This window comes from Candidatus Competibacteraceae bacterium, from assembly GCA_016713505.1.
In the GTDB taxonomy this organism is placed as follows: domain Bacteria; phylum Pseudomonadota; class Gammaproteobacteria; order Competibacterales; family Competibacteraceae; genus Competibacter_A.
Genome location: JADJPA010000001.1, coordinates 698,550 through 718,969 on the forward strand (window position 1 = coordinate 698,550; position 20,420 = coordinate 718,969).

17 protein-coding genes are annotated in these 20,420 nt (G+C 60.8%); 10 read left to right on the plus strand and 7 right to left on the minus strand.

All coding sequences use genetic code 11. The features are described from left to right. Positions 1-310: 310 nt before the first annotated feature. Genes IPK09_03225 through IPK09_03235 form a run of 3 tightly spaced genes read right to left on the minus strand, consistent with a single transcriptional unit; the run spans position 311 to position 5,025 of the window. Entirely contained in the window at positions 311-1,822 is a 1,512-nt protein-coding gene (locus tag IPK09_03225) for a SpoVR family protein (protein ID MBK7982628.1), read from the minus strand. After that, positions 1,819-3,087, minus strand: coding sequence for a YeaH/YhbH family protein (locus IPK09_03230; protein ID MBK7982629.1), 1,269 nt, complete (start codon positions 3,085-3,087; stop codon positions 1,819-1,821). The genes IPK09_03225 and IPK09_03230 overlap by 4 nt, the downstream gene beginning before the upstream one ends. 15 nt (positions 3,088-3,102) lie before the next feature. After that, the gene (locus IPK09_03235; protein ID MBK7982630.1) at positions 3,103-5,025 is read right to left on the minus strand and encodes a PrkA family serine protein kinase; all 1,923 of its coding nucleotides are present in this window, start codon (positions 5,023-5,025) and stop codon (positions 3,103-3,105) included. Between the two features lie 745 nt (positions 5,026-5,770). Between IPK09_03235 and IPK09_03240 the strand changes: the two genes are divergently transcribed. After that, positions 5,771-6,853: an AI-2E family transporter gene (locus IPK09_03240; protein MBK7982631.1), complete on the plus strand. Its 1,083-nt coding sequence runs from the start codon at positions 5,771-5,773 to the stop codon at positions 6,851-6,853. Positions 6,854-6,947: 94 nt separating this feature from the next. Here IPK09_03240 and cls read toward each other — a convergent pair whose 3' ends face one another. From cls to IPK09_03260, 4 genes are all read right to left on the minus strand, one after another. After that, on the minus strand, positions 6,948-8,396 hold the full coding sequence (gene cls, locus IPK09_03245; protein MBK7982632.1) for a cardiolipin synthase: 1,449 nt from the start codon (positions 8,394-8,396) through the stop codon (positions 6,948-6,950). 1 nt (position 8,397) lies between these two features. Then, positions 8,398-9,828 carry a PhoH family protein gene (locus IPK09_03250; protein ID MBK7982633.1) on the minus strand — a complete coding sequence of 477 codons (1,431 nt, stop codon included), beginning with the start codon at positions 9,826-9,828 and terminating at the stop codon, positions 8,398-8,400. A gap of 132 nt (positions 9,829-9,960) precedes the next feature. Continuing rightward, a complete protein-coding gene (locus IPK09_03255) occupies positions 9,961-10,437 on the minus strand; it encodes a peroxiredoxin (protein MBK7982634.1) in 477 nt (158 codons plus the stop codon). 7 nt (positions 10,438-10,444) lie between these two features. After that, positions 10,445-10,975, minus strand: a complete 531-nt coding sequence (locus IPK09_03260; protein MBK7982635.1) for a glycine cleavage system protein R — start codon at positions 10,973-10,975, stop codon at positions 10,445-10,447. A gap of 168 nt (positions 10,976-11,143) precedes the next feature. Here IPK09_03260 and IPK09_03265 point away from each other — a divergent pair, with 168 nt between their 5' ends. From IPK09_03265 to IPK09_03305, 9 genes are all read left to right on the plus strand, one after another. Further along, on the plus strand, positions 11,144-12,016 hold the full coding sequence (locus IPK09_03265) for a 4-hydroxy-tetrahydrodipicolinate synthase (protein MBK7982636.1): 873 nt from the start codon (positions 11,144-11,146) through the stop codon (positions 12,014-12,016). A gap of 7 nt (positions 12,017-12,023) precedes the next feature. Next, complete coding sequence (gene bamC / locus IPK09_03270) at positions 12,024-13,205, plus strand: outer membrane protein assembly factor BamC (GenBank protein ID MBK7982637.1); 1,182 nt, start codon at positions 12,024-12,026, stop codon at positions 13,203-13,205. Between the two features lie 73 nt (positions 13,206-13,278). Beyond that, on the plus strand, positions 13,279-15,081 hold the full coding sequence (gene mutL / locus IPK09_03275; GenBank protein ID MBK7982638.1) for a DNA mismatch repair endonuclease MutL: 1,803 nt from the start codon (positions 13,279-13,281) through the stop codon (positions 15,079-15,081). Positions 15,082-15,133: 52 nt separating this feature from the next. Next, the gene (miaA, locus tag IPK09_03280; GenBank protein MBK7982639.1) at positions 15,134-16,066 is read left to right on the plus strand and encodes a tRNA (adenosine(37)-N6)-dimethylallyltransferase MiaA; all 933 of its coding nucleotides are present in this window, start codon (positions 15,134-15,136) and stop codon (positions 16,064-16,066) included. Between the two features lie 246 nt (positions 16,067-16,312). After that, positions 16,313-16,567: an RNA chaperone Hfq gene (hfq, locus tag IPK09_03285; protein MBK7982640.1), complete on the plus strand. Its 255-nt coding sequence runs from the start codon at positions 16,313-16,315 to the stop codon at positions 16,565-16,567. 29 nt (positions 16,568-16,596) lie between these two features. Further along, positions 16,597-17,898 carry a GTPase HflX gene (hflX, locus tag IPK09_03290; GenBank protein MBK7982641.1) on the plus strand — a complete coding sequence of 434 codons (1,302 nt, stop codon included), beginning with the start codon at positions 16,597-16,599 and terminating at the stop codon, positions 17,896-17,898. Between the two features lie 40 nt (positions 17,899-17,938). Next, complete coding sequence (gene hflK / locus IPK09_03295; GenBank protein ID MBK7982642.1) at positions 17,939-19,303, plus strand: FtsH protease activity modulator HflK; 1,365 nt, start codon at positions 17,939-17,941, stop codon at positions 19,301-19,303. Continuing rightward, positions 19,303-20,175 (plus strand): protease modulator HflC, encoded by an 873-nt coding sequence (gene hflC, locus IPK09_03300; GenBank protein ID MBK7982643.1) that lies wholly within the window; start codon positions 19,303-19,305, stop codon positions 20,173-20,175. Before hflK ends, hflC begins: the two co-directional genes overlap by 1 nt. A gap of 54 nt (positions 20,176-20,229) precedes the next feature. Further along, a complete protein-coding gene (locus tag IPK09_03305; GenBank protein MBK7982644.1) occupies positions 20,230-20,415 on the plus strand; it encodes a DUF2065 domain-containing protein in 186 nt (61 codons plus the stop codon). The last annotated feature ends 5 nt before the right edge of the window (positions 20,416-20,420 follow it).

Here is a 20,420-nt window from a genome sequence, read left to right on the forward strand (position 1 = left end):
GCGGACCATCTGAGTTAATCTATTGAATATAGGGATAAATAGCGTCTGTATCGACCGCCTTAAAAGCAGCAAAAGCGGGATAAAGCTGCCAAAATGGCAGCTAACTAAAGCAGAAAATGCTAGAAAATTGAAAATATAAACTTTTTATTACTGCCAATTTGGCAGAAGTCTCGGGCGCATCAAGCTGAGTTGGCCTGAACGATGAAGGGGTGATTTTCGAGGAACGGTTGAGACTCGCCGCCAAACGCCAAAAGCCCCATTTTGGCTGGTCGCGTCAGGGATCGCCTGGCTGAAAGAAAAAAGCAGGTGTTTAGCGTGCGGATGTTTGCGGGCATTCCCCGACCAATTCCACCTTGCCGTCTTCGTCGACCGTCTCCAGACGCACCGTAAAGCCCCATAAGCGGTGTAGGTGTTTAAGGACTTCTTGATAGCTGTCGTGCAACGGCCGTTGGCTGTAGCGGGTGTGGCGCAGAGTCAGAGAGCGATCTTTGCGATGGGCCACGTTCCAAACTTGGATGTTGGGCTCGCGGCTACCTAGGTTGTACTGATCGGACAGCGCCAGCCGCAAGCGTCGGTAGCCATCGTCGTCGTGGATGGCGGTGATTTCCAACTGATCTTGAGTCTCGTCGTCCAATACCGCGAACAGTTTGAAATCCCGCATGACCTTCGGTGAAAGATACTGAGCGATGAAGCTCTCATCCTTGAAATTGCGCATCGCAAAATCCAAGGTTTTGATCCAGTCCTGACCAGCCATGTCGGGGAACCAATGACGATCCTCGTCGGTCGGCTCCTGACAGATGCGTTTGATATCGCTCATCATGGCGAATCCCAAGGCGTAGGGATTGATGCCGTGATAGTAAGGATGATCGAAAGGCAATTGTTGGACGACGCTGGTGTGGGATTGCAGGAACTCGATCATGAAGCCGTCATTGGCATAGCCTTCGTCATAAAGCCGGTTCATCAAGGTGTAATGCCAAAAGGTCGCCCAGCCTTCGTTCATCACCTGGGTCTGGCGTTGCGGGTAGAAATACTGGCCGAGCTTGCGAACGATCCGCACGATTTCGCGCTGCCACGGTTCCAAAAACGGCGCGTTCTTCTCGATGAAATAGAGCAAATTCTCCTGCGGTTCAGCCGGAAAGCGTTTCTCGGCCGACGCCGATGTCGCCAGCGATCGGGTCGGAATCGTGCGCCACAGATCGTTGATCTGTAACTGTAAATACGCCTCCCGTTCCTGCTGGCGCTGTTTTTCTTCGCGCAGCGACAGGGGGGCGGGATGCTTGTAGCGATCCACGCCGTAATTCATCAGCGCATGACAGGAATCGAGAAACAACTCCACGGTTTCTTCACCGTGCTGCTCCTCGCACTCGGTCACGTAATTGCGCGCGAACAGCAGATAGTCGATGATCGCATCGGCGCTGGTCCAGGTGCGAAACAGATAGTTACCCTTGAAGAACGAGTTGTGACCGTAGGCGGCGTGGGCGATGACCAACGCCTGCATCATGGCGGTGTTCTCTTCCATGAGATAGGCGATGCAGGGATCGGAATTGATGACGATTTCGTAAGCCAGCCCCATTTGGCCGCGCCGGTAGTTCTTCTCGGTCAGCACGAACTGTTTGCCGTAGGACCAATGCTTGTAACCGAGCGGCATTCCCACCGAAGAATAAGCGTCCATCATCTGTTCGGCGGTGATGATTTCGATTTGCACCGGATAGGTGTCCAAGCGAAACTCATCAGCGGCGATGCGGCCGATCACCTCGTTGTAGCGTTCCAGCATCGGGAACGTCCATTCGGAGGATTCGGCGATGAGTTGCGTCGAGTTCATGACACACGCCTCTTGAACAAATCCCGAAAGACCGGATAAATGTCGGCGGGACCGTCGATTTGCCGCATGGCGAAGTTGGGATGTTGCACCTTCACGTCCTCATAAGCTTCCCACAGGCTTTGGTGACGGTCCGGGGTGATTTCGATATAGGCGAAATAGCGCACGCACGGCATGATCTGCTTGAGCAGGATTTCCTTGCACGCCGGCGAGTCGTGATGCCAGTTGTCGCCGTCCGAAGCCTGTGCGGCATAGATATTCCAACTGGATAGCGGATAGCGGGTGGTGACGATATCGTTCATCAGGGTCAGGGCGCTGGAAACCACGGTGCCGCCGGTTTCCCGCGAATAGAAAAATTCCTGCTCGTCCACTTCCTTGGCGATCGTATGATGGCGGATGAACACCACCTCGATTTTTTCGTAATTGCGCTTCAGGAACAGATAGAGGAGCGTAAAGAAGCGTTTGGCCAAGTCCTTGCGCGCCCGATCCATCGACCCGGAAACATCCATGAGGCAGAACATCACCGCCTGGGTGGTCGGCTGCGGTTGCAGGACGCGATTGACGAAGCGCAGGTCGAAGGTGTCGATGAACGGCACCGCCCGCGCCCGCGCCCGCAAGTGATCGATTTCTTCGATCAAGGCCTGCGCGCGAGCTTCGTCCACCGGCGGGCTAGACAACAGTCGCTGCAATTCTTCCTCGGCTTCGTGCAAGCGCCGCAGATAAGGCGCGGCCAGCACCATCCGCCGCGCCAGCGCGCCCTTCAGCGACCGTACCACATCGAGGTTAGCCGGCGCGCCGGCGCTGGTGAAACCGGCTCGCACCGACTTGAATTCGCTCACCTTGGCCAGTTGGGTGCGGACCAGGTTAGGCAGCTCCAGATCTTCAAAGAACAGCTCTAAAAATTCCTCGCGGGACAACTCGAAGACGAAATCGTCTTCGCCCTCGCCGCTGTTGCTGGCCTGGCCGCCGCCGGCGCCGCCGCCGGCGCCGCCCTGAGGCCGCGCGATCCGGTCGCCCTTGGTGAATTCCCGGTTGCCGGGGTGGATGGCTTCGCGCCGGCCGCCCGGACCGTGGCCGAACACCGGCTCGGACAGATCGCGGGCCGGGATGTTGACTTTCTCGCCATTGTCGATGTCGGTGATGCTGCGGCCGTTCATGGCCTCGGTCACGGCTTTCTTGATCTGATTTTTAAAGCGCCGGATAAAGCGCTGGCGGTTGACGGCGCTTTTGTTTTTGCCGTCCAACCGTCGGTCGATAAGCGTGGCCATGAACGGTTTCCTCGGTCAGGAGGCCTTGCGGACCCGCAGGTACCAGTCGGATAGCAGCCGCACCTGCTTGGCCGTGTAGCCCTTGGCGACCATCCGGTCCACGAACTGCCCGTGCTTTTTCTGCTCCTCGACGCTGGCCTTGGCGTTGAAGCTGATCACCGGAAGCAGGTCTTCGGTGCTGGAGAACATTTTCTTTTCGATGACCGCGCGCAACTTTTCGTAGCTGGTCCAGGCGGGGTTCTTGCCGGCGTTGTTGGCCCGCGCCCGCAGTACGAAATTGACGATCTCGTTGCGGAAATCCTTGGGGTTGCTGATGCCGGCCGGTTTCTCGATCTTTTCCAACTCGCTGTTCAGCGCCGCCCGATCGAACGACTCGCCGGTGTCGGGATCGCGGTATTCCTGATCCTGAATCCAGAAATCGGCGTAGGTCACGTAGCGGTCGAAAATATTCTGACCGTATTCCGAATAGGATTCCAGATAAGCCTGCTGCAATTCCTTGCCGATAAATTCGCCGTAGCGCGGCGCGAGAAAGCCCTTCAAATACGACAGATACTTTTCTTCCACGTCGGCCTGGAACTGCTCGCGTTCGATCTGCCGTTCCAGCACGTAAAGCAAGTGTACGGGATTGGCGGCCACTTCAGCGTGGTCGAAGTTGAAAACCTGCGACAAAATCTTGAAGGCGAAGCGGGTCGAGATGCCGGTCATGCCTTCGTCCACTCCAGCGTAGTCGCGATACTCCTGCATCGACTTCGCCTTGGGGTCGGTGTCCTTGAGGTTTTCGCCGTCGTAAACCCGCATCTTGGAAAAGATGCTGGAGTTTTCCGGCTCCTTGATCCGAGTCAACACTGAGAACTGTGCCAGCATCTCCAAAGTGCCGGGCGCGCAGGGCGAGGCGGACAGCGAACTGTGGGTAAGCAGTTTTCGATAGATCTTCACCTCGTCCGACACCCGCAGGCAATAAGGCACCTTGACGATGTAAACCCGATCCAGAAAGGCTTCGTTGTTCTTGTTGTTCTTGAACGATTGCCATTCAGATTCGTTGGAGTGGGCCAGAATGATCCCCTCGAACGGGATGGCCGACAGCCCTTCGGTGCTGTTGTAATTACCCTCTTGAGTGGCGGTCAGCAGCGGATGCAGCACCTTGATCGGCGCCTTGAACATTTCGACGAATTCCATCAGGCCGCGGTTGGCGCGGCACAGCGCGCCGGAGAAGCTGTAGGCGTCCGGGTCGTTCTGAGCGAAGTGTTCCAGCTTGCGGATATCCACCTTGCCGACCAGCGAGGAAATATCCTGATTGTTCTCGTCGCCCGGTTCGGTTTTGGCGACGGCGATTTGGTGCAGCACCGACGGGCGCAGCTTGACCACCCGGAATTTGGTGATGTCGCCGTTGTATTCGCGCAGACGTTTGGCCGCCCACGGCGACATGATGTGCCGCAGGTAGCGGGTCGGAATGCCGTAGTCATCCTCCAAAATCGGGCCGTCTTCTTCCGGGTTGAACAGCCCCAGCGGCGACTCGAACACCGGCGAACCTTCGATGGCGTAGAACGACACTTTTTCCATCAACTGCTTGAGGCGCTCGGCCAGCGATGACTTGCCGCCGCCCACCGGACCGAGCAGATAGAGGATCTGTTTCTTTTCTTCCAGCCCCTGAGCGGCGTGTTTGAGGTAGGAGACGATTTGCTCGATGGCGTCCTCCATCCCGTAGAATTCCTCGAACGCGGGATAGATCTTGAGGACTTTGTTCTGAAAGATGCGCGACAGCCGGGAATCGTTGCGGGTGTCGACCAATTCCGGCTCGCCGATGGCCAGCAGCAGGCGCTCGGCGGCGCTGGCGTAGGCGCTGGCGTCCCGCTTGCAAAGATCCAGGTAAGCCTGAAGCGATAAGGTTTCTTCGCGGCTCTCTTCGTAGCGCGACAGATAGCGGTTGAAAAGTGTCATTGTCATACCTCTCTATAGGCGCGGAAGGGCGGTGGCGGCCGATTCGGATCTGTCATAAACCATCAGATGGCGCATTTCCATCATTCCGTGGACTAGGTTCGAGCCGTGCTGACGTCTTCTTTGGTCCGATACTCGCTGGAGCCGCAAATATCCTGGGTGAAGGCAGCTGCGGATGGCGTCCCGCGAACGTTGCTAAGACAGTGAGTAAGCAAGTTATGGACCAACTCTGGATCTGGGCTGGCGCGCCGGCCGGCTTCGCTGCGGCGAGAATGGGTCCATGACCTTTGAAGTCTTTTCAAAAAACTATTCAATCAATAGTTTATTTATATTTTCAAGTTCCTGAACAGTCTATGAACCGGCGTTGAGATCGCGGATTCACGCGAGCTTTGCCCAGCGAAATCTACTCTCTTCAAGGTGGTTGCACCACCAAGGTACGATACCGGAAATCAACTCGTCAGGGTGTTTCGGCAAGCCATTGCGGCATCTTGGCGGATGACTTGGCAGCGGGTGCGGGTCCAGCGCACAGCCGAGACCCCACAAGCTGGATCGTGGAAAAATGCCGGGCTTGGCTGGGTTGGCGCCAAGTCGAAACAACCTTGACGCAGGATTTGCTGCTTTCCCCCGTTTCTCATAGACCGCACCAGCGAGCGGTGGTTCGGAGATTGACCGGCGGCTGGTCGGGACTGCCCGAACTTTTATTGCTAACATCGTCTGGAACGCGATGGAGAAGGCCATAACAACCTGCATGAAGATCATCAGCGATTGGTTTCAACGATTTTTTAACGACCCCCAAGTTGTGATTCTGACCGTGATGCTGGTGGTCGGCACCAGTGTGATCGTGGTCATGGGCCGCGATCTGGCGCCGCTCTTGGCGAGCATCGTCATCGCTTACCTGCTGGAGGGTGTCGTGCAGGCCCTTCAGGTTCGGTTGCGAACTCCCCGCTTGTTGGGGGTCATCCTGGTTTTCGTGCTGTTTCTAGCCTTCGTGCTGTTTTTGCTGTTTGGCTTGTTACCGCTGGTTTCCCGGCAGTTGACCCAACTGATCCAGCAGTTTCCCAGCATGATCGTCAAGGGGCAAAATTTGCTGCTGAGCCTGCCTGCTTTGTACCCCGAATTCATCTCTGAAAATCAAGTATTGGAAGTCATCAGCGCCGTGAGAGCCGAAATTCTGACCTGGGGCCAGAACGTGTTGTCTTGGTCGCTGGCGGCGGGCATGGGCGTTATCACCATCGTCATCTATCTCGTGCTCGTGCCGTTGTTGGTGTTCTTTTTTCTGAAGGATAAGGATTTGATTTTAAGGTGGCTTTACGAATTCCTGCCCAGCGATCACAACCTCGCACAACAGGTCTGGCGCGAGGTGAACCTGCAATTGGGAAATTACGTGCGGGGAAAGTTTCTGGAAATCCTGGCGGTGTGGATCGCTACCTATGCTGCTTTTTTTTACATGGATCTCCAGTTTGCGATGTTATTGGCTTTGATGGTGGGTTTATCGGTTATCGTACCCTACATCGGCGCCGTGGTGGTGACGGTGCCGGTGGCGCTGGTGGCTTTCTTTCAATGGGGTTGGGGTTCGGAATTCTTCTGGTTGCTCGGCATTTATCTGATCGTTCAGGGTTTGGACGGCAACGTGCTGGTGCCGCTGCTTTTTTCCGAGGTGGTGGACCTGCATCCGATCGCCATTATCGCGGCGGTGCTGGTGTTCGGGGGGTTATGGGGATTTTGGGGCATATTCTTTGCCATTCCCCTGGCGACCGTGGTGCAGGCCATTCTCAAGGCTTGGCCGCGCCACCACCGTTGGGATGGGGATTGGATACCCGGAGATCTGTAAAAGGGTTTAAGCGCTTTTTACGGTCAGTAAAAGTTTTGCTGCAAGGCGGGCGGGCCACGGCTCGCCCGCCGCGAAACCGGCTGGATAAACCCCGTTACAGCAGCGGCGACAGCAGCCGCGCCGTGGATTCGAACAGACGTTGACCGAGGGTCGCGCGCCGGCCCGGCTTGATGTAGCGGGTGGCCAGTTTCAGGTCGGCTTCGAAGGTTCGCATCAAAGCCCGCGCGATCCCCTCATCATAAATCGCCGCCATGATCTCAAAATTCAGCATCAGGCTGCGATTGTCGAAATTGGCGCTGCCGACCGCCGCGATGCGGCCGTCGGCCACCAGCACCTTGGCGTGCAGCATCGGCGGGCCGTACTCGTCGATGCGGATGCCGGCATCGACCAACTCATCGTAATAGCTGCGCGCGGCGGCCGTCACCAACCGCGAATCACTTTGCTTGGGGACTAGAATCCGGACCTCCACGCCGCGTAAGGCGGCCGTGACCAAGGCCATCATCAAGGCTTCGTTCGGGACGAAATACGGCGTCGTCAGCAAGAGTTGCCGCTGTGCGCCGGCGATGGCGGCAAAGAAAAACTTGGCGATGGCGTGACGGTTGGTGTCGGGGCCGGATTCGACAGCTTGCAGCCAGTGACTGGTCGGCGGCTCGGGAAATTCCGGGAAGAATTCCGGTTCGAGCGGCGTTTTTTCGGTGGCGAAATACCAGTCTTCCAGGAAGATGAACTGCAAGCGGTGCACCGGCTCGCCGTCGATGCGCAAGTGGGTGTCGCGCCAGGCGTCTTTGCTGGCGCTGAAACTGCTGTGGCTGTCGCTGATGTTGATGCCGCCGATAAAGCCGATCCGACCGTCGATCACGACAATCTTGCGATGGGTGCGGAAATTGATGTGGTTGGGTCCGAACCGGGGCAAGCGGATCGGATTGAACCAGGCCGTCGAACCGCCAGCATCTTCCAAGGGCTTCAGGAAACCGCGCTTGACGCTGTTCGATCCAATGGCGTCCAGCAGCAGGCGCACCTGCACCCCGGCGCGCGCTTTCTCGATCAGCAAATCGCGCAATCGGGTTCCGATCCCATCCGGCTGCCAGATGTAGTACTCCAGGTGAACGTGGTGAGCGGCGGCCTTGATGTCGGCCTCGATGGCTTCAAAACAGCCATCGCCGGTCTCCAACAAGCGGATATCGCGGGCCGCGACGGGTATGCCCTGTCCGGAATGTTCCATCAAGGTGGCGAGCTGCTGCTCGAAGGTCGCGGCGGGGAAGCCGAGCGGCAGCGCACGGTCTTGACGCAGGCGATCGTGAGCGGATTGGACCAGACGGGTGCGGGCGCGACTGTAGCGTAGCCGTCGCCGTCGCAGCCGCCGTGGCCCAAACAGAAAGTAAATAACGGCGCCGATGTAGGGTAGAAACAGCAGAGCCAACAGCCAAGCCAGCGTCGCCGCGGGCGGGCGGCGCTCCAGGACCAACCCCACGCCGACCATGACCAGCCATAACAGCCAGGCCAGCGATAAAACGGTGGTCAGGGTCAGGGAGTCCGGCGCCATTTCAAAGTTGCTCCGAAGCAAATTCCGCCAACCGCGACCGTTCGCCGCGCCGCAGCGTGACATGCCCGCCGTGCGGCCAGTTTTTGAAACGGTCCACGACGTAGGTCAGGCCGGAGGTGGTTTCGGACAAATAAGGCGTGTCGATCTGAGCGATGTTGCCCAGGCAGATGACCTTGGTGCCGGGGCCGGCGCGGGTGATCAGGGTCTTCATCTGTTTGGCCGTCAAATTCTGCGCTTCGTCGATAATCAGATACTTGTTTTGAAAGGTCCGACCGCGCATGAAGTTCAAGGAGCGAATCTTGATCTTGTTGCTCAACAAGTCGGCGGTGGCGGCGCGGCCCCATTCGCTGCCGTCCTGAGGGGCGAGGACTTCCAGATTATCCATCAGCGCCCCCATCCAGGGCGTCATCTTTTCCTCTTCGGTGCCGGGCAGAAAACCGATATCCTCGCCGACGGGGACCGTGACGCGGGTCATAATGATTTCCCGGTAATGCTTGCTGTCCAAGGTTTGCGCCAGCCCGGCCGCCAGCGCCAGCAGGGTCTTGCCGGTGCCGGCGGCGCCGAGCAGGGACACGAAATCGATTTCGGGGTCCAGCAGCAGGTTGAGCGCGAAATTTTGTTCGCGGTTGCGGGCGATGATGCCCCAAACCGCATGGTTGGGCGTGGTGTAATCCTTGAGGATTTCGATGATCGCTTCCGCGCCGTGCAATTGGCGCACGACGAACGCGGGCGGCGCGTCGGTCTGAAACAAACCCTGATTGGGATGCCAGCTCGCGACTTCCGGGCCGCTGACCCGATAGTAGGTGCGACCGCTATCTTTCCAGGAATCCAGCTCCTTGCCGTGGGTTTCCCAAAAGTCGGCCGGTAAGTCCCGCGCGCCGCTGTAAAGCAGGTTGACGTCATCCAGCGTTTGATCGTTGTAGTAGTCTTCGGCGTGCAAGCCCAGGATGGCGGCTTTGATCCGCAGGTTGATGTCCTTGGACACCAGGGTGACGCGGCTGCCGGGATTCTCTTGGCGCAAGCTCAGCGCCATTCCGAGAATGTCGTGATCGGGGGTGTTGCCCGGCAGCAGGTTGGCCGGGACGCTCAGCCGGATCGGGCGCGTTTGAAAAAACAGCCGTCCGCTGGTCGGGGCTTCCCGCGGGCCGGCCGGAGCCGGCAGCGGCAAACCCAGGTCGATTTGTTCCTTGCTGGCCCCGGCGATCAGATCGTCCAGAAACCGACTGACCTGGCGGACGTTGCGGGCAACTTCCGAGACGCCCTTCTTGGCGTGATCCAATTCCTCCAAAACCATCATCGGTAAATGGATGTCGTGTTCCTGGAAGCGAAACAGAGCGGTGGGGTCGTGCATGAGAACGTTGGTATCGAGCACGAACAGCCGGCGGTCGGCGGCCGGGTTCAGTTGAAAAGACTCAGAGGCAAGTTCGGACATGGCTGGGAATGGGGCCGGTGCGGCGCGAAAGTTGAGCAATGTTGAAAAGAGGATCGAAAGCAAGCTGCGAGTGTCCGGGCGGCGCTGCCAGCATTGGTGTGTGCCGTTGGGTTTGGTGGCGACAGCGCGGCTTCAAGGGACCGGAGGCAGGCTCTCAAGCGCGGCCAGCACGGCTCGGGCGTGGCCGTCGGCTTTCACCTTGCGCCATTCGCGGCGCAGCACGCCCGCGCGGTCGATCAAAAAGGTGCTGCGCTCCACGCCCAATGCTTCCTTGCCGTAATGCTTTTTTAGCTTGATGACGTCGAACAGCGCGCACAGCGCTCCATCGGGGTCGGCGATCAAGTGAAAGGGAAAACCGTATTTGGCGCGAAAATTGTCATGGCTGCGCACGCTATCGCGCGAGACGCCGGCTACGACGGCGTCCAGCGCGGCAAAGCGATCATATAAATCTCGAAATTGCTGACCTTCGAGCGTGCAGCCGGGGGTATTGTCCTTGGGATAGTAATACAGCACCACCGGCCGGCCGCGCCATTCGGACAGCTTCACGGTCAGGCCGCCGGTGGCGGCGGCGCTGAAATCGGGTACCGGTTGGTCCAGGGTGACGCTCATGCTCGTTTCAGCCCTTGATCGGTTCCAGCACCGCATCCAGATTCAAATCGTCGCAAAAATCCAGAAACTCCTCGCGCAGCATGGCGATATGCATGCTGGCGGGAATGCCGATGGCCAAGTTGACTGAAAACATCGGCGTTCCGGTATGCGGCGCACTGTAGCTGCGGGTAACCATGTCCTCGATGTTGATCGAACGGCTGGCGAAGAAGTTGGCCAAATGATGCACGATTCCCGGTTGGTTGACCGCCACGACCTCCACCGCATAGGGCAGCACGTCGCCCGCCGGCGTGCGGCTTTCGGTGCGTTTGGTCAGGATGGTCATGTTCAACGCCTGTTCCAGCCGTTTGAACTGCATTTCCAGTTTGGTCAGGGTGTTCCAGTTGCCTTGCACCAGCAGCAGGATGCCGAACTCGCGGCCCAGCACCGTCATGCGGCTATCCATGATGTTGCAATCGCACTCCAAAATCGCGCGGGACAGCTCGTTGACCAGGCCAGGACGATCTTCACCCAAGGCGGAAACGACGAGATTGTTTTTCACGGATGAAGCTTCCTACAGGCAAATAAATAAATTTTATTCGTTTCAGTGTACAGGCAACGCGTCGGAGTGGAAACCGCCGCCGGCCGGGCCGGCGGCGGACGCTTGTCAAGCCCCTCCAGTATCCGTACCATGCCGCGATGACCCGCTAGACTGGAGAAGGTAACGTTTATGTTTCGGGGCAGTATGGTAGCGATCGTCACGCCGATGCAGCCGGATGGCGCGGTGGATTATCAGGCGCTGGCGCAGTTGGTGGAGTTCCACCTTGAAAACGGTGCCGACGCCATCGTCGCCGTCGGCACCACCGGTGAATCGGCGACGCTGGATTTCGAGGAGCACGCCTATTTCGTGCGCCGGACCGTGGAATTGGTCAGGCGGCGCGTTCCGGTCATCGCCGGCACCGGCGCCAACTCGACCAGCGAGGCGCTGCACCTGACCCGACGGGCGATGGAGGCCGGCGCCGATGCCTGTTTGCTGGTCACGCCTTATTACAACAAGCCCACGCAAGAAGGCTTGTACCGCCATTACAAGCTGATCGCGGACAGCGTGGCGATCCCGCAGATTCTGTACAACGTTCCCGGCCGCACCGCCTGCGACATGAAGCCGGAGACGGTCGAGCGCTTGGCCGATATCCCCAACATCGTCGGGATCAAGGAAGCCAGCACCCTCGAACGCATCCGCGACTTGGTGCGACGTTGCGGGGATCGGTTGGACGTGTTCAGCGGCGATGACGGCATCGCCGCCGAGGCGATGCTGGCCGGGGCCAAGGGCGTGATATCGGTCACGGCCAACGTCGCGCCGCGCGCCATGCACGAGTTGAGCATCGCCGCTTTGGCCGGCGATCGCGCCCGAGTCGAAGCCATCGACAGCCGCCTGAGCGAACTGCACAAGGCGCTGTTTGTCGAATCCAATCCGATCCCGGTGAAATGGGCGGTCAATCAATTGGGGCTGATCCCTTCAGGTATCCGTCTGCCGCTGACGCCGCTGGCGGAGTCGTTCCAGCCGGCGGTGCGGGCGGCGATGCAACAGGCTGGAGTACTTTGACAACATTATGACTAAGCGGTTTTCTCAGTTCTTGCGGTATGCCACGTTGTTGGTTGCCGCCGTGACGGCGCTCGGCGCCTGTTCCACCAATCTCGATACGCTGGTGCCGGACCGGCGGCCCGATTATCGTCGCAGCACGCTGTCGCAACCGCTGGAAGTCCCGCCGGATCTGACCGCATCCACCATCGACGATACGCTGGTGATCCCGGAGCTCAATCCGGCCGGTTCGGCCTCGCTGTCCGCCTATGCCAACGAACGCGGGAGCGCGCGACCGCAACAAGCCCAAAAGTCCGAGGCGGTCTTGCCCGCGCAGCCGGGTATCACGCTGGAACAGGCGGGCAACCAGCGCTGGCTGGTCGTGGTGGCCCCGGCCGATCAGGTGTGGCCCAAGGTGCGCGAGTTCTGGACCAGCAACGGCTTCGCGTTGAAGCGCGACGACCCCACCATCGGCATCATGGAAACCGACTGGGTGGAAAACCGCGCCGACATCCCGCAGGACGGCATCCGCGCCGTGTTGAAAAAGTATCTGGACATTCTTTATTCAGCGCCCACTCGCGATCGGTTTCGGACCCGGCTGGAGCGGGCCGCCGACGGCGGCGCGACCGAAGTGTATTTGAGCCATTCGGGCGTCGAGGAAGTGGCGGTCGGCGGCGCCAGCGCCAGCGCGACCAATACTTATGCCTGGCAGCGGCGGCCCTCCGACCCGGAACTGGAGGCTGAAATGCTCAAGCGGCTGTCGGCTTACTTGGGGGCGTCGGAGAAGCGCGCCGAGACCCAGCAGGCCCGAACTGGTGCGGCGTCCGGCCCGCGCGTCCGGCTGAGCGAACAGGGCGGCGAGACTCAATTGGTCGTCGGCGAGGACTACTCGCGCGCCTGGCGGCTGGTCGGGCTGGCGCTGGACAGCAGCAATTACGCCGTGGAGGAGCAAAACCGCGGTCAGGGCCTGTACGTGGTCGAGTATCGCGATCCCGAACTGGAAAACCGCAAGCCAGGCGATGAGGGTTGGCTGTCCAAGCTGGCGTTTTGGCGGAGCAAAGCCAATACGCCCCCGGCTGGCACCCGCTATCGGGTGCGGCTGGCCGGTCAGAGCGGTCAAACCGTGGTGGTGGTGCGCGACAGCGGTGATCGACCCGACAGTTCGGCGGGCGCGCGGCAGGTTTTAGACGCTTTGCAGCGCACCATCAAATAAGCTCGTTGGACAGCGGCGCGGCTGAGGGACTCGCCACGTCGCGGCGCTGTCCGTTTTTGGCTGAATCTCTCCAATGAACGCGCGAATCCAGCAGTTGCCGCCGCAACTGATCAGCCAGATCGCGGCGGGCGAGGTGGTCGAACGGCCGGCTTCCATCGTCAAGGAATTGTTGGAGAACAGCCTGGACGCCGGCGCGATGCGCGTTCGCATCGAGGTGGAGCAGGGCGGTGTCCGGCTGATTCGGGTCCGCGATGACGGCGCTGGCATCCATCCTGACGATCTGCCGCTGGCGCTCCTGCGGCATGCCACCAGCAAGATCGCAAGCTTCGACGATCTCCGGCAAGTCGCCAGTCTGGGATTTCGCGGGGAAGCCCTGCCCAGCATCGCCGCGGTGGCGCGCCTGGCCCTGGCCTCTCGCACCGCCGGCGCGGCCGATGGTTGGCGGGTGAGCGGCGATGGCGGCGATGCGGTCGCGCAACCCGTTCCGGTGGCGCATCCGCTGGGAACGACCGTCGAAGTGCGCGATCTGTTTTTCAACGTGCCGGCGCGCCGCAAGTTCCTGCGAGGGGAGCGGACCGAGTTCGGCCACATCGAGGAAATCGTCCGCCGCTTGGCCTTGAGCCGGTTCGCGGTCGGGTTTGGCTTGTGGCACAACCAGCGGGCCGTACTGGCGCTGGAGCCCGCCAGCGAGCCGCTGGCCCGGACCCGCCGGCTGGCGGAGCTGTGCGGCGCGGACTTTGCGGCCGCCAGCTTGCCGGTCGACAAAGCGGCGGCCGGCCTGCGCTTGCAAGGCTGGCTCGGGTTGCCGTCGGTAGCCCGCGCCCAACCGGATTTGCAATATTTCTTCGTCAACGGCCGGCCGGTGCGCGACCGCACCCTCGCGCACGCCGTGCGGCAAGCGTACCAGGACGTGCTCTATCAGGAGCGTCATCCGGCCGTTGTCCTCTATCTGGAACTCGACCCGGCGCTGGTGGATGTCAACGCCCATCCCGCCAAACACGAGATCCGGTTTCGCGAATCCTCGTTGATCCATGAGGCCGTCCGTCGCTGGGTGCAAACCGCCTTGGCCGAGATTCGACCCGGCGAAGCGCCACCGCCGCTCGTCCATGCTGGCGAACGGTTATGGTCGGGCGGCTTCGGCCGCGCTGGCGGTCCGGCCGGTTATTATGGCGCCGACCAAGCGCAGCTGCCGCTGGGCGTGCGCGAGCGCTTGGAAAGCTATGGTCGCCTGCATCCCTCCTTGCCGTTGGAACCGGCGGACGCAAACGTCGAGCGGTCTGCCGCGCCCGCCGCTCCGCCCCTGGGCCATGCCCTAGGCCAGTTGCACGGCTGTTATATTCTGGCGGAAAACGCGGAAGGGTTGGTGGTGGTCGACATGCACGCCGCGCACGAACGCATTTTGTACGAACGCTTGAAAGCCGCGCTCGCCGAAGGCGCGGTCAAAACCCAAGCCCTGCTGGTGCCGGTCACGCTGGCGGTCGGGCCGCGCGAACGGCAATTGATCGAGCAGCACGGCGAGCGGTTCTTACAGGCGGGTTTGACGGTCGAAGCGCTGGGGCCGGAAACTCTGGTGGTCCGGCAAATCCCGGCGTTGCTGGCCGGCTCGGACATCGCCGGCCTGGTGCGGGACATGCTCGCCGATCTGGCCGAACACCAGAGCACCGGCCGTTCCGAAACGGCGGTTTTGGCGGTGCTGGCCAGTTTGGCCTGTCACGGTGCGCTGCGCGCCAACCGGCCGCTCAATCTGCTGGAGATGAACGCGCTGTTGCGCGATATGGAACGCACGGACCACGGCGGGCAGTGCAATCACGGCCGACCGACCTGGGTGCGGTTGAAGCTCGACGACTTGGACCGGCTGTTTCATCGGGGGCGGTGACGGCGTGTCCCTGGTGACCAGCGCGCGCTCGAAACCCGCCGTCGTCTGTCTGATGGGGCCGACCGCCGCCGGAAAAACCGGGCTGGCCGTGGAATTGGCGCGGCGCTTGCCCTTCGAAATCATCAGCGTCGATTCAGCGTTGGTTTACCGGGAGATGGATCTTGGTACCGCCAAGCCGGATTTGGCGACCCGCCGCCTCATCCCGCATCGCTTGATCGACATTCTCGATCCCGTCGAAGCGTACTCGGCCGGGCGCTTTCGTGGCGATGCCTTGCGGGAAATCGCCGCCGTGCAGGCAGCGGGACGGATCCCCTTGCTGGTGGGTGGAACCCTGCTCTACTTTCGGGCGCTGGAACGGGGGCTCGCCGAACTGCCGCCCGCCGATCCGACGGTGCGCGCCCGCTTGGCGGCGGAGCTGGCGGCGTGCGGCAGCCCGAGCCTGCACGCCCGGCTGGCGCGGCTCGATCCGGTGGCGGCGGGGCGGATTCACCCGCGCGACCCGCAACGAATCCAGCGGGCGCTGGAAGTTTGCGAGCTTTCAGGACGGTCGTTGACGGAACTTTGTGCCGCCGCGCGTACCGAATCATTGCCGTTTGCCACGATTAAGCTGATCGTGGGGCTGGCGGATCGCCGCCGGTTGCACGAACGGATCGCGCAACGGTTTTACGCCATGCTGGAACAGGGTTTCGTCGCTGAAGTGGAGCGATTGAGAGCGCGTGGCGATCTGGATTTGAATAAATCCTCGATGCGCGCGGTGGGTTATCGGCAGGTCTGGACCTATCTGGAGGGCGGTTTGGATTATGCGGCAATGGTGGAACGGGGAATCGTGGCGACCCGGCAGTTGGCCAAGCGCCAATTGACGTGGCTGCGCGCCGAAGCGGACGCCCTCTGGCTGGATGGCGCCGATGCCCGCCTGTTGGATCGAACCATCGCCCGGCTGCGGGAAAACGGCTTTTTCGCTAATGTGCCCGAGCGCTTGTGTTAAAATACCCTCTTGGTGCGCGGCGGTTCGAGTCAGTACTGACTGGAGCGCTTGGCGCGCCCTTTCGATTGATTTCAGGAGTCATACATCATGGGAAGGTGATGGTCCGGCCAACGGGCGGGACGGCTCTGGAAAGGCAGGCGCATCAAGCGGGGGCGTCATGCTGTTTTTTAACTTTTTACAAGAAATATCTTGTGCTTGTATTTTGGTGTGCCTTGTGCAGGCCCATAACAACAAGGGAGAGTCGTGATGGCAAAAGGTCATTCTCTTCAAGAGCCCTTCTTGAACGCATTGCGGAAAGAACGGATTCCAGTTTCGGTTTATCTGGTGAACGGCATCAAGCTACAAGGGCAGATTGAATCTTTCGATCAGTTCGTGGTGCTGCTTAAAAACAGCGTCAGCCAGATGATTTACAAGCACGCCATTTCCACAGTCGTGCCGGCGCGCAACGTGCGGCTGAATTTGGCGACGGATGAAAATGGCGTTGGCAACGATCCAGCCTGATTGCTTCGGCGACGGTCACGGGAGGCGGTTTGTTCGAGCGTCCGCGCGGCGGTGAACGCGCCGTTTTGGTGCATTTGCTGCTTAATGGCTTGGAAGACGAACAGGAGTCGGGCGAATTTCGGGCGCTGGCGCTATCGGCGGGCGCGGAGTGCGTGGCTCTGATTTCGGGGCGGCGGCAATCCCCGGACGCGCGTTGGTTCGTCGGCAGCGGTAAGGCCGATGAGATTCGCGAAGCGGTCCGCCAGCACGAGGCGGAACTGGTGCTATTCAATCATTCGCTGACGCCGGGCCAGGAGCGCAATCTGGAGGCTTTCCTGCAATGCCGGGTGTTGGATCGCACCGGGCTGATCCTGGATATCTTCGCCCAGCGCGCCCGCAGCTTCGAGGGCAAACTGCAGGTGGAACTGGCGCAACTGCGCCATCTGTCCACCCGGTTGGTGCGCGGCTGGACCCATTTGGAGCGCCAGCGCGGCGGCATCGGGTTGCGCGGTCCCGGTGAAACCCAGTTGGAAACGGACCGGCGGTTGCTGGCCGACCGCATCCGGCAGATTCGCCTGCGGCTGGAGCGGGTCGAACGCCAGCGCGAACAAGGGCGACGCGCCCGCCGCAAGGCCGATCTTCCCACGGTTTCGGTGGTCGGCTATACCAACGCCGGCAAGTCCACCTTGTTCAATGCGCTGACCCAGGCGGAGGTTTACGCCGCCGATCAGCTGTTCGCGACCTTGGACCCCACGTTGCGGCGGCTGGATTTGCCGGGCGCGGAGCCGGTCGTGCTGGCCGATACGGTCGGATTCATCAGTCACCTGCCGCACGATTTGGTGGCGGCGTTCCGTTCGACCTTGCGCGAAACCTGCGAAGCCAGCCTGCTGCTGCACGTGATCGACGCCAGCCATCCCGATCGGAGCGCGGTCATCGCGCAAGTCGAAACGGTGCTGGACGAAATCGGCGCGCGGGCGGTGCCGTGTTTGAAAGTGTTCAACAAGATCGACCTGAGCGGCGAGCCTCCGCGCTTGGAACGGAATAGCGGCGGTCAGGCGGAAGCGGTGTGGCTGTCGGCCGCGACCGGCGCGGGCGCCGAGCTGTTGAAGGCGGCGCTGGCGGAACGACTGCGGGGCGAAGCCCTGCACGGGTGGTTATGCTTGCCGCCTTCGGCGTCCCGGCTGCGGGCGCGGCTGTTCAGTTTGGGCGCGGTGCTCGCCGAACAAAACGGACCGACCGGCGAATGGCTGATCGAAGCCCGCACCTCGCGGGGTAATATGGATCTGCTGTACCGCCGTTACGGTTTGCGGGCGGAATGGGTGCGTTCGGGGTTTGAAATTCCGAGGGTGTGAACAGGATTTGCAATCCAAAAAACTAGTTTTGGGGTACGAGATGGCGTGGAATGAACCAGGAGGCGGCAACCGTGATCCCTGGAGTGGCGGTGGCCGCGATCAAGGACCGCCCGATCTCGATGAAGTCATCCGCAAGCTGTCGGACAAGTTCGGCGCGTTGCTGGGCGGCCGACGCGGCGGTGGCGCGGGCGGCGGTGGCGGCGCGGGTCCTTCGGGGTCCGGGCTGGCCGGCATGGGCCTGGTGATCGGTTTGATTGCGCTGGTCGGGTGGTTGATCGCCAGCATCTACATCGTCGATGAAGGCACCCGCGGTGTGGTGTTGCGCTTTGGCAAGTATTTGAAAACCACGCTACCGGGCCCGCATGTGCGTATTTTCCCTATCGATCGGGTCGAAATCGTCAACATCGAGCAGCGGCGTTTTCGGGAAATCGGCTATCGATCCACGGGCGCTAACAACCGCCAGCAAGGAGTGCGGTCGATGCCCAAGGAAGCCCTGATGCTGACCCAAGATGAAAACATCGTCGACGTGCGGCTGGCGGTGCAGTATCAGGTCAAGGACCCGCGGGCTTATTTGTTCAACGTGCTGGACCCGGAAAGCGTGCTGGTTCACGTCGTGGAAAGCGCCACGCGCGAAACCATCGGCAAGAGCACCATGGATTTTGTGCTGACCGAAGGCCGCAGCGACATCGTGGCGAGCATCAAATCCTTGAGCCAGCGGGTGCTGGACAATTATCCGCCCGGCGCTCTCCAACTCGCCGGCGAACGCGGCGCGGTTCAGAAGGCGGCCGAGCCGCCCTTGATCAAGAGCGCGCCGCAAGACGAAAAACCCGACCTCCAAGTTTCCAGCGACAGCAGCAGGGGCATCGGCTTGCAGATCATCACCGTGGTCCTTCAGGACGCCCAGCCCCCGGAAGAAGTCCAGGATGCTTTCGCCGACGCCATCAAGGCGCGCGAGGACGAGCAACGGCTGAAAAATGAAGCTGAAGCCTACGCCAACGAAGTCATTCCCAGAGCGCGCGGCCAAGCGGCGCGGCGGTTGCAGGAAGCGTCCGCTTACAAGGATCAGACCATCGCTCAGGCTCAGGGCGAAGCCAACCGCTTCGACCAACTGCTGACGGCTTATCGAAAAGCGCCCGACGTGACCCGTGATCGGTTGTATCTGGAAACCTTGGAAACGGTGCTGTCCCGGACCAGCAAGGTGCTGCTGGACGCGCAGGGGACCAACAATTTGCTGTATTTGCCGCTGGATCGCTTGCTCAAGCCAAGCGAGGCGGGCGTGAATGCCGGCGGTGTGGCGGCGCCAGGAGGCGCCTCGGCCGAAACGCCTGGGTCGGTTCCCTCGGTCGAGGGCGGGGCGGCGGCCACCCGCTTGCGCGATCTCAACCGCGGCCGAGAGGTGCGCTGATGTCGTTCCTGTCGCTGTCTCGCAACGTGTTGTTCGGCGTCATCGGCGCTGTGGTGCTGCTGCTGTCGCTGTCGCTGTTCACGGTGGATGAAACCCAGACCGCCATCCGCTTCCAATTGGGCGAGATCGTCCAGGACAATTACAAACCGGGCTTGCATTGGAAGTGGCCGCTGATCAACAACGTCCGCAAGTTCGACCGCCGCTTGCAAACCCTGGACACCGAACCGGAACGATTTTTGACCGCCGAGAAGAAAAACGTCATCGTCGACTCGTTCGCGATGTGGCGGGTCGAAGACGTCCGGCTGTTCTATACCACGGTGGGCGGCGATCCGACCCAGGCCAACGTCCGGCTCGATCAGATCGTCAAAGACAGCCTGCGCAGTGAATTCAGCAAACGCACCATTCAGGACGTGGTGTCGGGCGACCGCGATCAGATCATGGAAACGCTCGGCCGGCTGCTCAAGGAACAGGCGACCCATCTTGGTATCGCCTCGGTGGACGTACGGATCAAGCGGATCGACCTGCCCGCCGACGTCAGCAATTCGGTGTTCAGTCGGATGAAGGCCGAACGCTTGCGGGTGGCCAAGGAGTTCCGCTCTCGCGGCGGCGAGGCCGCCGAACGCATCCGCGCCGACGCTGATCGTCAGAGCACCGTGTTGCTGGCCGAAGCCTATCGCGACGCCGAACGGCAGCGGGGCGAGGGTGATGCTCAGGCGGCCGACATTTATGCCCAGGCTTATGGCAAGGATCAGGATTTCTATACGTTCCATCGCAGTCTGGCGGTGTATCGGCAGGGATTTTCCAGCCGGGACGACGTGTTGGTGCTAAAGCCAGACTCTCAGCTCTTTCGTTACTTCAATCAATCGAAATGACGCGCCCAAGCTGCGGGCTGGGCCGCCTTGGCGCCGCTGGCGTCGGATGCTGACATGTGGGATGAGTTGCTGGCGGCGTTCGGGTTGATGCTGGTGTTTGAAGGAATTTTGCCGTTTCTCAATCCGCGGGCCTCGCGGCTGACGCTGCTGCGAATCGCGCAACTGGAAGACCGGCTGCTGCGCTTGATCGGATTGAGCAGTATGCTGCTGGGCTTGCTGGTGTTGTACTTCTTCCGCTGATGCGG

Excerpts from the sequence above, each read along its gene's own strand:
- hflK (MBK7982642.1), top strand. The coding sequence starts at position 17,939 with ATGGCGTGGAATGAACCAGGAGGCGGCAACCGTGATCCCTGGAGTGGC.
- IPK09_03305 (MBK7982644.1), top strand. The coding sequence starts at position 20,230 with ATGTGGGATGAGTTGCTGGCGGCGTTCGGGTTGATGCTGGTGTTTGAA.
- miaA (MBK7982639.1), top strand. The coding sequence starts at position 15,134 with ATGGGGCCGACCGCCGCCGGAAAAACCGGGCTGGCCGTGGAATTGGCG.
- bamC (MBK7982637.1), top strand. The coding sequence starts at position 12,024 with ATGACTAAGCGGTTTTCTCAGTTCTTGCGGTATGCCACGTTGTTGGTT.
- mutL (MBK7982638.1), top strand. The coding sequence starts at position 13,279 with ATGAACGCGCGAATCCAGCAGTTGCCGCCGCAACTGATCAGCCAGATC.
- IPK09_03225 (MBK7982628.1), bottom strand. The coding sequence starts at position 1,822 with ATGAACTCGACGCAACTCATCGCCGAATCCTCCGAATGGACGTTCCCG.
- IPK09_03230 (MBK7982629.1), bottom strand. The coding sequence starts at position 3,087 with ATGGCCACGCTTATCGACCGACGGTTGGACGGCAAAAACAAAAGCGCC.
- IPK09_03235 (MBK7982630.1), bottom strand. The coding sequence starts at position 5,025 with ATGACACTTTTCAACCGCTATCTGTCGCGCTACGAAGAGAGCCGCGAA.
- hfq (MBK7982640.1), top strand. The coding sequence starts at position 16,313 with ATGGCAAAAGGTCATTCTCTTCAAGAGCCCTTCTTGAACGCATTGCGG.
- IPK09_03255 (MBK7982634.1), bottom strand. The coding sequence starts at position 10,437 with ATGAGCGTCACCCTGGACCAACCGGTACCCGATTTCAGCGCCGCCGCC.
- IPK09_03265 (MBK7982636.1), top strand. The coding sequence starts at position 11,144 with ATGTTTCGGGGCAGTATGGTAGCGATCGTCACGCCGATGCAGCCGGAT.
- IPK09_03240 (MBK7982631.1), top strand. The coding sequence starts at position 5,771 with ATGAAGATCATCAGCGATTGGTTTCAACGATTTTTTAACGACCCCCAA.
- cls (MBK7982632.1), bottom strand. The coding sequence starts at position 8,396 with ATGGCGCCGGACTCCCTGACCCTGACCACCGTTTTATCGCTGGCCTGG.
- IPK09_03250 (MBK7982633.1), bottom strand. The coding sequence starts at position 9,828 with ATGTCCGAACTTGCCTCTGAGTCTTTTCAACTGAACCCGGCCGCCGAC.
- hflC (MBK7982643.1), top strand. The coding sequence starts at position 19,303 with ATGTCGTTCCTGTCGCTGTCTCGCAACGTGTTGTTCGGCGTCATCGGC.